General features: G+C 42.9%; 12 protein-coding genes and 1 pseudogene. 5 read left to right on the top strand and 8 right to left on the bottom strand.

The window, feature by feature from the left end:
* Positions 1–701: 701 nt before the first annotated feature.
* The 3 genes and pseudogenes from OFN73_RS08160 to OFN73_RS05355 form a co-directional block, all read left to right on the top strand.
* Positions 702–1,460: pseudogene (locus OFN73_RS08160) on the top strand (N-acetylmuramoyl-L-alanine amidase family protein); the annotation flags it as partial.
* Positions 1,460–3,421, top strand: coding sequence for an FAD-dependent 5-carboxymethylaminomethyl-2-thiouridine(34) oxidoreductase MnmC (gene mnmC, locus OFN73_RS05360; RefSeq protein WP_270862567.1), 1,962 nt, complete (start codon positions 1,460–1,462; stop codon positions 3,419–3,421). The pseudogene OFN73_RS08160 and the gene mnmC, both read left to right, overlap by 1 nt.
* On the top strand, positions 3,418–3,777 hold the full coding sequence (locus tag OFN73_RS05355) for a hypothetical protein (RefSeq protein WP_270862566.1): 360 nt from the start codon (positions 3,418–3,420) through the stop codon (positions 3,775–3,777). The genes mnmC and OFN73_RS05355 overlap by 4 nt, the downstream gene beginning before the upstream one ends.
* 12 nt (positions 3,778–3,789) lie before the next feature.
* Here OFN73_RS05355 and OFN73_RS05350 read toward each other — a convergent pair whose 3' ends face one another.
* The 4 genes from OFN73_RS05350 to OFN73_RS05335 all read right to left on the bottom strand — a co-directional run bounded on the left by OFN73_RS05350 (position 3,790) and on the right by OFN73_RS05335 (position 7,604).
* Positions 3,790–3,993 (bottom strand): hypothetical protein, encoded by a 204-nt coding sequence (locus OFN73_RS05350; protein WP_270862565.1) that lies wholly within the window; start codon positions 3,991–3,993, stop codon positions 3,790–3,792.
* Positions 3,990–4,787 carry a hypothetical protein gene (locus OFN73_RS05345; protein ID WP_270862564.1) on the bottom strand — a complete coding sequence of 266 codons (798 nt, stop codon included), beginning with the start codon at positions 4,785–4,787 and terminating at the stop codon, positions 3,990–3,992. Before OFN73_RS05345 ends, OFN73_RS05350 begins: the two co-directional genes overlap by 4 nt.
* Before the next feature lie 364 nt (positions 4,788–5,151).
* Positions 5,152–6,822 (bottom strand): formate--tetrahydrofolate ligase, encoded by a 1,671-nt coding sequence (locus tag OFN73_RS05340; protein WP_270862563.1) that lies wholly within the window; start codon positions 6,820–6,822, stop codon positions 5,152–5,154.
* 23 nt (positions 6,823–6,845) lie between these two features.
* Positions 6,846–7,604, bottom strand: coding sequence for an exodeoxyribonuclease III (locus OFN73_RS05335; protein WP_270862562.1), 759 nt, complete (start codon positions 7,602–7,604; stop codon positions 6,846–6,848).
* Positions 7,605–7,674: 70 nt separating this feature from the next.
* On the opposite strand from OFN73_RS05335, the gene OFN73_RS05330 reads away from it, so the two are divergent.
* Positions 7,675–8,040 (top strand): diacylglycerol kinase, encoded by a 366-nt coding sequence (locus tag OFN73_RS05330; protein ID WP_270859265.1) that lies wholly within the window; start codon positions 7,675–7,677, stop codon positions 8,038–8,040.
* A 415-nt stretch (positions 8,041–8,455) separates the two neighbouring features.
* Here OFN73_RS05330 and OFN73_RS05325 read toward each other — a convergent pair whose 3' ends face one another.
* Positions 8,456–9,073 (bottom strand): MBL fold metallo-hydrolase, encoded by a 618-nt coding sequence (locus OFN73_RS05325; RefSeq protein ID WP_270862561.1) that lies wholly within the window; start codon positions 9,071–9,073, stop codon positions 8,456–8,458.
* A gap of 133 nt (positions 9,074–9,206) precedes the next feature.
* Between OFN73_RS05325 and aqpZ the strand changes: the two genes are divergently transcribed.
* Positions 9,207–9,881: an aquaporin Z gene (gene aqpZ, locus OFN73_RS05320; protein WP_270862560.1), complete on the top strand. Its 675-nt coding sequence runs from the start codon at positions 9,207–9,209 to the stop codon at positions 9,879–9,881.
* A gap of 604 nt (positions 9,882–10,485) precedes the next feature.
* Here the strand turns inward: aqpZ and OFN73_RS05315 are convergent.
* From OFN73_RS05315 to OFN73_RS05305, 3 genes are all read right to left on the bottom strand, one after another.
* A complete protein-coding gene (locus OFN73_RS05315) occupies positions 10,486–11,199 on the bottom strand; it encodes a metallophosphoesterase (protein WP_270862559.1) in 714 nt (237 codons plus the stop codon).
* 100 nt (positions 11,200–11,299) lie between these two features.
* Positions 11,300–12,580 carry a dihydroorotase gene (locus OFN73_RS05310; protein ID WP_270862558.1) on the bottom strand — a complete coding sequence of 427 codons (1,281 nt, stop codon included), beginning with the start codon at positions 12,578–12,580 and terminating at the stop codon, positions 11,300–11,302.
* Complete coding sequence (locus tag OFN73_RS05305) at positions 12,580–13,506, bottom strand: aspartate carbamoyltransferase catalytic subunit (protein ID WP_270862557.1); 927 nt, start codon at positions 13,504–13,506, stop codon at positions 12,580–12,582. Before OFN73_RS05305 ends, OFN73_RS05310 begins: the two co-directional genes overlap by 1 nt.
* Positions 13,507–13,509 lie beyond the last annotated feature (3 nt).

The raw sequence follows: 13,509 nt of genomic DNA, 5'->3' as shown, positions 1-13,509 counted from the left end.
TTTTATGCGCTATTGTTTTTAGCGTGAGTTTCGCATTTGGCGCGAACGCCAGTAGCGTTTTTGCGAATTTTGACAAAAACTATGTCAGCGCTAGCAAAACCGCGAAAAAAGAGCTTCACAGCGAGCTTAAAAAAATTTATTCCACCACTTCAAATAAAGATAAAAAAACTAAAATCAACGCCCTAAAACGGCTAACTTATAGTAGCGAGGTGCTTGGGTATTCAAACTACTCTGTGTATAAATCCGAGCTAGAAAAACTAGGCGCCAAGGCCGATTACAAGCCAGCTATCACGGACGCTAAAAAAACTTTAAGCAAGGCTGATTTGGAGTTTTTAAATTCAGGCAAAATCACGCCAAATAGCACGAAAATCGACAAATCAAAACCCTTGATTTTGCAATCAATCAATAACGATGAAAATAGCGTCAGGGTGAAATTTAATAGAGATTTAGACCACAGCGAGTATAAAAATTTCGTAATTAACAAAGATAAAATTTATCGCTATGTCCTAGACTTCAACGCCAAAAATAGCTCGCACACCACGAGATTAACGGGCAGTTTCGTAGATGAAGTTCGCACTTCGCAGTATAACGACAAAATCGCCCGCGTCGTGCTAAATCACAACCAAAAATTTAACCCAAAGATTGAAATTTTTGGCAATGAGTTAATCATCGCCAAAGCAGGGACTAAAATCGCTATGCCAGCGCAAAATAGCACAAAAGCTACTCAGGTAAATTCAGCCAAAAGCGAGGCAAGTGCCACAAATAAAATTTACAAATCTACAAAAGGCAAACTAATCGTCATCGACCCAGGCCATGGTGGCAAAGATAGTGGCGCTATCGGAAATGGTTTGAAGGAAAAAACTATCGTTCTTGCAACCTCCAAAAAGCTTGGCGCACTGCTTCAAAAACGCGGTTACAAGGTGCTTTATACCAGAAGCAACGATGTATTTATCAACCTCAAATCCCGCACAGCTTTCGCCAACAAAAAAAATGCCGATATGTTTATCTCGGTGCATGCAAACGCCGCGCCAAACGCCAAACAAGCGCCAAATTTCAGTGGCGTGGAGACATTTTTTTTAAGCCCAGCCAAATCAGAGCGTAGCAAAAATGTCGCAGCATTTGAAAACCAAGGCGACATGGAGGATATGAACGCATTTTCGCAAGAGACATTTTTAAATTTCTTAAATAGAGAAAAGATAATCGCCTCAAACAAGCTTGCAATCGATATCCAAAGCTATATGTTAAATTCCGTCCAAAAAAGTTACAAAAGCAAAGACGGCGGTGTCAGAGAGGGGCCGTTTTGGGTGCTAGTGGGGGCTACAATGCCAGCTGTGCTCGTAGAAATGGGCTATATCTCACACCCAAGTGAGGGCAAAAACCTAGGCACCTCTGCATACCAAGACCGCATAGCCCAAGGTATCGCAAACGGCGTAGATGCGTATTTTCAAAAGAATAAGTAATGAAATTTATCAACGATGCACCATTTAGTGAAATTTACGAGGATTTTTATTTTAATTTCAAAAATCCTCTTGGCGAGAGTGAATATGTCTTTATAAGCGCGCTAGATTCGGCGTTTGCTAGCAATGCGCCTATCATCGTGGGCGAGCTAGGATTTGGCGTGGGGCGCAACTTTTTGCTCTGCGCAAAAAAGGCGCTTAAATTTAACAAACGCCTACACTTTGTCTCAATCGAAAAAAATCCGCTTAGCAAGGACGAATTAGCCCAAATTTGGGCGAAATTTGGCGAACTTTCATCAGTTTCTAAAATTTTAATCAAAAAACTCCCGCCCCTTACCAATGGAATTCACCGCATAAATTTTGGCAAAAAAATCACGCTTGATCTTTGCATTGGCGAGGCTAGCGAGCTAATCAACGAACTTGATTTCAAGGCCGATGCGTGGTTTTTAGACGGATTTTCACCTGCGAAAAACGAAACCATTTGGAGCAAAGAGATTTTTGCCGCCCTTACACCACTTTGCAAAAAGGGCGCGATTTTAGCGACATACACAAGCGCTGGCTGGGTGGCAAAATCACTGCGCGAGGCAGGGTTTTTCGTCGAGAAAACAGACGGATTCGACACCAAACGCCACATGATTAGGGCGAAATTTTTGCGCGAAGATGATGAAGTAGAAAATTTTTATTTTGCCAGAAAGCACCCGCAAATTTTGCCAATACAGTTTTCAAATTTCGCCGATTTATCCGCCACGCACTGCCTATACGACCCTAATTCATACGACGAAGAGCGCGCACCGCAGGCGCAAACCCCCACAGCGATTGTCGTGGGAGCTGGAATTGCTGGGCTTTGCACGGCTTTTAAGCTTAAAAAAGCTGGTTTTAGCGTCAGCGTGATAGATAAAAGAAGCGAAGCTGGGCTAAATGGTAGCGGGAATTTCACAGGCGTGTGCGCTCCGCTAATCACCAAAGAGGGCGTGAAGCTTGGAGAGATGCACATACACGCATTTGATTTGGCTCTTAGCTTTTATGCCAAACACGCTCCCAAAAAGCTAGCTAGCCTGCTTGGGGCGCAGGATTTTGCCTATGATAGCGAGCTTTTAGCAAGGTATCAAAGCGCAGGAAACCCCGAAATTTACGAATTTAAAGCGCACTCAAAACCATATCCAAGCATAATGATAAAAAACGCCGTCCTAGCCCACCCGCACAAGCTCTGCAAACATTTCGCCAAAAAACTCGGCGTCAAATTTAACCACGAAATGCTAAATTTCAAAAAGCAAAATGAGAAATTCGAAGTGATTTTAAAAGACCGCGCAAGCCTATTTTGCGATATTTTAGTCCTTTGCGCAGGAAGCGAGAGCGAGGAATTTTTCGGTCGCGGCGCAGTATCGCAAGATGCCAAATTTAACCTAGATCCTAGCGTGCAAATCAGCTCCGTGCGCGGTCAAACCACGCTAATTCGCCCGCTAATCAAAACCAAATTTCCACTCAGTGCCTCTGGCTACATCTGCCCAGCCGTGGGCAAAAAGCAACTAATCGGCGCGACTTACGATAGGAAGTGCTACCACGACGAAGCAAGAGCGATTGACGATGTCAAAAATCTAGAAAGCGTTGGCGAGTTTTTGAGCAAAAAAGCCAAAATCATCGGCTCTAAGGTCGGATACAGGGGATATAGTGGCGATAGATTTCCGCTAATTGGCCCAGTATGCGAGCCAGAAAGTCTGGCGCGAGATTTCAAAGATTTGCCATGGAGCAAAAACAAAAAATCCGCCAGACGCGCCAAATTTATCCCAAATTTATATCTTAACACAGCGCACGGCGCACACGGGCTAAGCACCGCAGTTTTGGGCGCGGAGCTTATATGCGATTATGCACTTTCTCGCCCGCTTTGCGTGCCACGCTCGATCGCAAATGAGCTAATGCCATCGCGCTTTTTGATTCGCAAACTCAAAAAAGGACTAATCAAATGAAAAAACTAATCCTAATAATTCTAATCCTTTTTGCCCTCGGCGCACTCGCACTTTACGGCATTTCGAGGACAAATCCAAATTTGTTTGCCGAGATTAAAATTTTAGCTATTTTGCTAAATACCGCGCTTTTTGCCATTGCGCTTGTGATAATCGCAATCAAAGAAAAGGACGCCGTGCGCTTTCCGTTTCTCACGGCTGTGGTTTTGGCGCTGTTTTCTGGGCTCATAAACGGCGCGATAATCTTTAAAAACCGCTACTATATCATCGCAACGGCGGTTTTGTTTATCGTTTTTGTGGTGTATTTGCAGATCAAACACCGCAGATTTTCGAATAAAATTTACAAAACCGAAGAATAGGTAAATTTTAATTCAAAAATAAATTTTGATAAATTTTAAATTTAGCGAATTTGAAATTTTAAAATTTCCCCATTTCGCTGGCGCAACCCCAAAACACTGCCCCGAAATTTCGTATTGTAAAAAAGGCGTTTTTGGCGCATGATTTGTCATTGCGAGCGCGCACCGCGCGCGTGGCAATCTACGAGTAAAAATTTCTACCGCTAAATTTGCTGTCATTGCAAATACACCTTTTTAAAAAAAATATTTATTAGTTCTTGATTGCATTGATTAAAATCGGTAGTATTATTTGAGTTGCAAAAAACTGAGCTAGAACGCTGTTCTTCGCCAAATACTTTTATGACTATTTCTCCTAGCCAAGAGTGAAAATTTTGATAAATATAAACACTATTTGCTAAAATTTTATTAGAATTTCTATCTTTTAAAAAGCCGGTGTAATAGTATTTTATATTAAAAAAATTTTCAATAAAATTTGTTTGTATGTCTGGGCTTTCTACACATATATTATTTTTTTGATAACCAAAATTGTAACATTGTTTAAACTCAATTTTTGAGAGTTCGCTTGCATAAATTTCTTTTCTAGCCACACATTTATCTTTAAATAAATTTTGAAATTTTGGCTTAACTGATTTCGCCGATAAAAAGCAGTTTTGAGAATTTTCATCTGCCAAATAAATTCTAAAATATTTTCCGTTTGTTGTTTGGTTTAAATCATTTATCTCTTTATAATCTATATAATCAACATTTTTTAAAACAACCAAATTTTCAAAATTTATTTCATAATTATCTAGTTCTAGCCAAACGGCATTTGACCCAAGCAAAGGAAATCTTATAGGATTAAATTCCTCATTTATTTTTGCTTCGCCCATATAGTAACTATTTATTTGAGATTTTTCATAAATATTTATTTTTGCGTTTTTGTATCCGTAATAATGGAAAACCGCCGAAATAATTATTAAGTCGCCAAAAAATATAAGAAACAATACAGCAAATATTTTAATAAATTTTTTCATATTAAAGTCCTCACTCACACTTCTTACTCTGCTCTGCGATTAGGCTAAACTTTTTAAGTGTGAAATTTGATTTTAGTATATGAGCTTGTAGCTCTGATTTAGCTTTTCTGCCCTGCGCCTCGTCCCGACCTACCATGCTTCGCACGCCACCGCGCGCTCGAAATGACAGCAAATTTAGCGCAAGGAATTTTAAAGTCGTAGATTGGCGCGCACGGTATGCACTCGAAATGAAACTAAATTCGCGCTTTGGTAATTCTCACTCGTAGATTGCTTCGATGACTTCGTCATCTCGCAATGACAATGGCGAACAAATTTGCATAATTTGCAAATTTCGGGTCAGTGTTTTAAAAGCCCCGCTAGCGGGTTATGATAACCCGCTAATTACGCCATCATCGCTGATTTTCATATCCAGCGCGCTAGGGTGTTTGGAAAGTCCGGGCATTAGCATGATTTTGCCAGCCACAGCCACGATAAACTTAACCCCCGTGCGAATCTGCAAATCTTTGACCCGCAGGCTAAACCCGCACGCGCGACCTAGCGCCTTTTCATCGTCGCTGAAACTATACTGCGTTTTTGCAATACATACATCATAATTTTCAAGCCCAAGCGCGCGAATTTGCTCCAACGCCCCAAGTGCGGCCTCTTCAAAAACAACCTCTTTTGCGCCGTAAATTTTCGTGGCGATTTTTTCGATTTTGGTCTTAATATCGTCAGTTTTATCGTAAGTATAGTTGATATTTTTTAGGATTTTGCACTCGGCAAGGACTAATTTTGCTAAATCAACAGCCCCAACTGAGCCTTTGGCGAAATTCTCACAAAGCGCCATTTTTACACTGCGCGCAGTGCAGTAATTGCGCACGAACTCAATCTCTTCGTCGCTATCAAAGCTAAATTTATTCAGTGCGACAATCGGATTTAGACCGAAATTTTGCAAAATTTCAATATGCCCGCCTAAATTTTCGATTCCCACCATAAGCGCTTCTAAATTTGGTTTAGTGATTTCGTCTTTGGCTGCGCCGCCATTGTATTTGAGCGAGCGAATCGTAGCCACCAAAACCACCGCATCAGGGGCGATACCTGCGCGCGGACATTTAATATCAAGGAATTTTTGCGCGCCAAGCTCAGAGCCAAATCCAGCCTCAGTTACGACAAAATCGGCTAGGCTCATCGCCGTTTTTGTAGCGATTATCGAGTTGCACCCGTGAGCGATATTAGCAAAAGGCCCGCCATGCACGAAAGTAGGCGTATGCTCGATACTTTGGAATAAATTTGGCTTAATCGCCTCTTTTAATAGCACGCTCACAGCCTGCTCGCAACCCAAATCCCGCACAAAAATCGGCTTATCATCTTCATCGTAAGCCACCATGATATTTGCGATATTTTCCTTCAAATCTGCCAAATTTTTCGACAAGCACAAAATCGCCATAATCTCGCTAGCAGCGGTGATATTAAAGCCGTCTTTGCGCTCTACGCCGTCAAATTTACCACCCTGCCCCACGGTGATTTGGCGCAGTGCGCGATCGTTCATATCCATGCAACGCTTCCAAAGCACGGTTTTGATTTTAAGCGGATTTCCTTGATAAATCGAGTTGTCGATAATCGCGCTGATTAGGTTGTTTGCGCTAGTAATGGCGTGAAAATCGCCCGTAAAATGCAAATTTAACTCCTCCATGGGTGCTAGTTGCGAGTATCCACCACCTGCTGCACCACCTTTTATGCCAAATACTGGACCCAGAGAGGGCTCACGAAGTGCCAAAGCCACGCTTTTACCCAATGATTTTATCGCGTCAGCTAAGCCAATCGAGGTCGTGGTTTTACCCTCGCCATACGGAGTCGGACTAATGGCTGTAACTAAAATCAGCTTTGCGCTGTGTGCGCCGTTTTTAGCGTGTCTGTCGCTATACTCGCGCCCCGAAATTTTCGCCTTATAAAATCCATAAGGCTCGATTTCATCTTTTTTGAGGCCCAGTTTTTTGCCGATTTTTGTGATTTTTTTAAGCTTTGCATTGTGCGTAATTTCGATATCGCTTAACATTTTTTCCCCTTAAATTTTAAATTTTATAAATCAATCTCAATGCCGATTGGGCAGTGGTCGCTACCTGTGATATCAGCGCGGATAAAGGCGTCTTTGAGGCGCGAACGCAAATTTTGCGAGATAAAAAAATAATCAATCCGCCAGCCGACATTTTTAGCGCGTGCATTGAAGCGGTAGCTCCACCACGAATAAGCATTTTTTTCATCGCCATGAATTTCGCGGAAAGTATCGATAAATCCGTGATTTATCACCTCATCGATCCATGCTCGCTCGATAGGCAAAAAGCCAGAAATTTTAGAATTTGACTTTGGATTTGCTAAATCAATTTCCCTGTGAGCGGTATTGACATCGCCACAAAATATCACGCCAAGCCCCTGCGCGACCAGCTCGTCGATATAGCGCAAAAAATCAGCGTAAAATTTCATCTTGTATTCTAGCCTAGCCTCGTCTTTTTGACCGTTTGGGAAGTAGATATTTAGTAGCACCACATCGCCAAATCTATGCTCCAAAACCCGCCCCTCATCGTCGCTAGCGAAGTTGCATTTGCTAACCTTGCTAGCAAATTTAGCTAGGCTCGCCACGCCAGAATACCCAGCGCGCGTGGCTGAGTTTGTATCGATTTGCGAAAATCCAAGCTCATAAAGCTCTTTTGGGATATTTTCTGCGCCCGCTTTTATCTCTTGCAAGCCCAAAAAATCAGGCTTCTCGCTATCTAGCCACGCAAATGCGCCCTTGCCAAGCACGGCTCTAAGCCCATTTACATTCCAGCTCATTAGCTTCATTTTTACCCTTTAATTATCAAAATTTGGCTATGATTATGCCTAAATTTAACTAAAATTTAAAAGGAAAAAAATGAGAAATCAGCCAAAATACAAATTTTTCGCAAACTGGGGCTATGCTTTGGCGGGGCTAGTTGAAATTTGGCGTAGTGAGCGGAGTTTTAGGCTAGAAATTTTTGTTTTTGCGCCACTTTTGGTTTCGCTATTTTTTTGGAATTTTGGCTTAGTTTGGAATTTGGCTTTGGTTTTTGGCGCGGTTTTTACGCTGGTTGTCGAGTGCATAAACTCATCAATCGAGCGCGTGGTTGATTTAGCAAGCCCTGATTTTCACCCGCTTGCAGGGGCTGCCAAAGATACCGCCAGCACCGCTGTAATGCTTACTCTAAGCCTAAATTTCGCCCTGTGGGTATGTGCGATTTGCGGTAAAATTTTTGGCTAAACACTGCACCGAAATTTTAAAATTTAAAATTTTTTACGCCTAATTTGTCATTGCGAGAATTTTGCGTTAGCAAAATTCGTGGCAATCTACGACTTTAAAATTACTTGCGCCAAATTTGCTGTCATTGCGAGAAAACGAAGTTTTCGAAGCAATCCAGGGAAATTTAAATTCAAAATTCAACCCAAATTTAGCATTGAATTATTTTTTAAATTTTAAGCAAAATTTTGCTTTCTCGTAAGGGGGAAGGGGGCTTGAATTGCGAGGTCGCGCCCCTTCCCCCTTACAATCCCCTAACCCCCGACGACGCTTTACAAGGTGGCTAAATTTTAAAAAGCGTTGCTTTTTAAAATTTAGCTGGTTTTATTTTTCGGAAATGCTTCGCATTTCTTTACTTGTAAAATCAACGAAAATTTCGCTAAAACCTCGCCCTTTCTGCCCCGACGCTCGTGGGCTCGCCGTGTCCCGAGTATAAAACCACCTCATCTGGCAGGGTAAAAATCTTGCTCTCTATGCTAGCTTTTAGCGCGCTATAATCCCCGCCCGGCAAATCCGTGCGCCCAAAGCCCGCGCGAAAAATCAAATCCCCACAAAATGCCAAATTTTGCCCCTTACTATAAAACACCACGCTATCGCTCGTATGCCCTGGCGCATAAATCACAGCTAGCTCGCACGCCCCGCTAGCTAGCGCGATCCTTTCGCCATCTTTTAGGGGCGTGAAATCCTCTATGATTATCTCTTCGCCCGTGAAATTCGATAGATTATAGTCTGGCTCGCCCAGATACACGCCTGCGTTTTCGTGCGCGAGTATCGGCGCGCCCAAAGCCCGCGAGAGCTCGCTAGCTGCGCCAATGTGATCAAAATGTCCGTGCGTGAGCAGGATTTTTTCGATTTTGAAATTTCTCTCTTTTATAATCCCCAAAAGCTTGCTAGCTTGCGCCCCAGGGTCGATTACAAACCCTGCCCCACTCGCCTCGTCAATAAAAAAATAACAATTCTCGCTGATATAACCTGCCACTTCCACGCATAAAACCATGTTTTCTCCTTGAATTTCTCCAAATTTTACGCTCTTAAATTTAACCAGCCATTAAATTTAGCCAAAAATTATCCTTGATTTACCAAAATGCAGTAAAATACGCGCTTTTGCAAATTTTTTCAAAGGAGAGCTTATGAAAAAGCTTTTAGCCGAGTTTCTTGGCACATTTTGGCTAGTATTTGGCGGTTGCGGAAGCGCGATTTTCGCCGCATACAACATCGGATTTGTCGGCGTTTCAATCGCCTTTGGTTTGACCGTGCTAAGCGGTGCTTACGCATTTGGACACATTAGTGGCGGACATTTTAACCCAGCAGTTTCAGTGGGCTTGCTATGCGGTGGCAGATTTAAGGCTAGCGAATTAGCAGGCTATGTCATCGCGCAAGTCCTAGGCGCGATAGCAGCAGGCGGTGCGCTATATCTAATCGCAAGCGGAAAGGCTGGATTTGACATCAGCGCAGGATTTGCGACCAACGGATACGGCGAGCACTCACCAAACGGATATTCAATGCTAAGCGCGCTAATCGCAGAAACCCTGCTAACTGCGTTTTTCTTAATCGTCATCATGGGAGCGACTGACAAGCGCGCACCAAGTGGCTTCGCACCGATTGCGATCGGTTTAGCCCTCACACTAATCCACCTAATCTCAATCCCAGTTACAAACACCTCAGTTAATCCTGCCCGTTCAACTGGCGTGGCACTTTTCCAAGGTGGCTGGGCGCTTAGCGAGTTATGGCTGTTTTGGGTAGCGCCAATCATCGGTGGCGCAATCGGCGGAATTATCTACAAAACTTTTTTGGAAAAAGAGTAAAATTTCGCTAAATTTGGCGTAAATTTCGCCTCGCCCCTTGTGAATTTTCGCAAGGGGCTTTTTAAATTCTTAAATTTCCGCTTCGCAACCCCCAAACACTGCCCCGAAATTTTGTAAAGAAATGCGAAACATTTCAGTAAAATAAAATCAGCTAAATTTAAAGCTTTGCTTTAAATTTAGCCACTTCTAAGGTTTTACAGGGGTGGGGGTTGGTAAAGGGGAGGGTAGCGTCTCCTAAAAAGCGCGCCCTCCCCCTTACAGAGAATTTCAAAATTTCGCCTAAAATTTAAAAAATAATTCAATGCTAAATTTAAGTATAATTTTGAATTTAAATTTCTCTGGATTGCTTCGCTTTCTGCGAAAGCTCGCAATGACAGCAAATTTAGCGCAAGGAATTTTAAATTCGTAGATTGCTGCGTCGCTGTAAAACAGCTCCTCGCAATGACAAATTAGGCAAAATTTACGCTTGATTTGTCATTGCGAGAATTTGCGTAGCAAATTCGAAGCAATCTACGAATTTAAAATTTCGGGGCAGTGTTTGGGAGTTGCGAAGCGGAAATTTAAAAATCAAAATTTTAAAAAGCAAATTTTAAAAATTAAAATTTTAAAAATCAATGCAATCTTGAATAAAAAGTCGCTTGGAGGGGAATTCCATAGCGCAAAGGCGGGCGTTTTTGTAACCGCGCTTTTTAAAAACACAGCCCAAATCGATATTCGCGCTGTAATCATTGATAAATGGCTCATCTTGTGGCGTGTGGCCATAGACATTGAAAATGCCCGTATTATCGGTGTAATCATCGCGCCCGCTTAACACATGCGCCTCAAAATCGTCCTTTACAGCCCCAAAATCGCGAAATTTCCACATATTTCCCACAGCCGAGTGCGATACCACGAGAGAGCGAGAATTTTCGTCGAAAATGTCGTATTGCAAAAACACAGGCAAGCTTTGCAAATACTCTAAATGCTCGTTTAAAAGCGCGCTAAATTCGGGCGCAAAATACGATTTCATCGTATCGCTGCCGCCACTTTTGGCAATCCAGTTAATGTCATCACTTGCGCCAATTACGATTTCGCGGTCTCTCACGCACCTTTGCGCGCTGGATTTTGCTAGCAAAAATCTGCGCTCGTGGTTTCCGCGCACGCAGTCATAGCCGTGCGAGCGCACAAACTCGATGACTTTGGCGCTATGAGGGCCGCGATCGCACAAATCGCCCACGAAGCAAATTTTGCTATCAAATTTCGCTGGCAAGCGCGCAATCAACGCCATTAAACTCTCATAGCAACCATGCACATCGCCGATAATGTAGATATTTTGCATAAATTTACCTTTGAATTTTTAAAAGAATTATATTCGAATTTTTAAAATTTAAAATTTAAAAAAGGTCAAATTTAACCCAAATTTGGGTTAAATTTGAAATTTACGCTACCACATTTGGGAAGTCAAACACTACTTTTCCGCTTTTTATCGTTAGCACGCACGCACCTTTTAGCTCTTTGCCAAAAAGTGGTGAATTTTGTGATTTTGATTTATTAAGTTTCGCGTCGTAAGTGTATCTTAGCTCAGGGTCGATTATAGCGATATCGGCTAGCTTTCCGACAGCGATTTCGCCTTTGCCAAAGAGTTTTAAAATTTGGGCTGGATTATACGAGGTGAGAGCTACCATTTTTTCATAATCAATCACGCCCTCATCAACTAATTTTAGCGTCAAAGGCACAAGCGTTTGAAGCCCTAAAATCCCAAACGGAGCCTTGTCAAATTCGACAAATTTATCGTCCCAGCTATGCGGTGCGTGATCTGTGGCGATGACATCTATTAATCCGCTTTTTAACCCCGCTCGCATAGCCTCTACATCGGCATTTGTGCGAAGTGGCGGAGACATTTTGAAATTCGTATCATAGCCCATAAGTTCGCTCTCATCATAAGTGAAGTGGTGTGGCGTAACTTCGCAGGTTACATTAATGCCCTCTTTTTTGGCTTGATCGATGAGTTTTAGCGACCAGGCTGAGCTGACATGCGCCACATGCAGGTGTCCGCCCGTTTTTTTGGCAAGCAAAATATCGCGCGAAACCATAATCTCCTCTTTTTCACTTGCCATGCCTTTAAGCCCTAGTAGCGCGCTCACCCTGCCCTCGTTCATCACTCCACCATGACAAAGTGAGCAATCCTCGCTGTGATTTATGACAAAAGAGCCAAAATGCGCCGAGTATTCGAGGGCTTGTCGCATGACTGAGCTATCTGTAACAGGAAGTCCATCATCGCTAAATGCCACGCACCCAGCCTCGATCATATCGCCCATTTCGACGATTTTCGCCCCTTTGCAATCCTGCGAAATCGCTCCGATTGGAAGCAGGTCGATTAGCCCCCTATCGCGCGCTTTTTTAATCATTGCCTTTGTGATTGCAGAATTATCATTTACCGGGTTTGTATTTGCCATAGGCATAGCGGTCGTTACGCCCCCTGCTACGGCTGTTTCGCTACCAGTGATGACATCATCTTTATACTCAAAACCCGGATCTCTAAAATGCACATGCATATCAATTAGCCCCGGCATGACAAGCTTGCCAGTCGCGTCGATGACTTTATCTGCGCTTGGCTCGTCCTCGCATAGGGCGCAAATTTTATCATCTTCTATTAAAACATTGATTTTTTGGGTTTTATTGTGATTGATAACGGTGCCGTTTTTGATTAAAATTTTCATTATAAGCTCCTATTTAAATTTATTGTATGAAGCACCGCCATACGCATGGCTGCACCGTTTTCGACCTGATCGAGAATGCAAGTAAATCGCGGATCGTCCGCGACATCTGAGTTAATCTCCACGCCACGATTTATCGGACCTGGGTGCATGATAATCACACCCTCTTTGGCTACTTGCATGCGCTTAGCAGTTAATCCAAAAAATTTACTATACTCCCTAACGCTTGGGAAGCTTGGCTCACCGTCTTGGCGCTCTAATTGAATTCTTAGCATTATTATCACATCTGCGCCCTCGATCGCTTCCTCGACGCTTTTGCAAATCCTGCACCCAAACGCCTCGCAGTCTCTTAGCATCATCGGAGGACCAAAGAGTCTGACATTTATGCCTAGTTTTTTCATCGCCCACGCATCAGATCTAGCCACGCGAGAGCGGAAAATATCGCCGATGATAGCGACTTCTAATCCTTCAAATTTGCCCTTGGCTTCGTGGATTGTGAGCAAATCCAAAAGCGCTTGTGTCGGGTGCTCGTTTAGTCCGTCTCCTGCATTTACAATCGAGGCGTCGCAGTTAGAGGCGATAAATTTCGCAGCACCGCTACTTGCGTGGCGCACGACAAAAATATCACTGCGCATAGCTTGCATATTTTTTATCGTATCGATTAGAGTTTCGCCCTTTTTGGTGCTACTTGAACCTGCGCTGAAATTTATGGCGTCCGCGCCAAGGCGTTTGGCGGCGATTTCAAAGGAAATGCGCGTTCTAGTGGAGTTTTCAAAAAAAGCATTAATCACGGTTTTTCCACGCAAAGAGTCTGATTTTTTGATATCTGAGCGGTTTAGAGCTTTGAAATCCTTCGCCAAAGCGATGAAATCGTAAATATCGTCTGCGCTTAAATCTTGCGTGCTAAGCAGGTGCTTTAATTTATACATTTT

Source organism: Campylobacter sp. JMF_14 EL1, assembly GCF_027737585.1.
Classification (GTDB): Bacteria; Campylobacterota; Campylobacteria; order Campylobacterales; family Campylobacteraceae; genus Campylobacter_B.
This window is presented reverse-complemented; position numbering and strand designations above follow the sequence as displayed.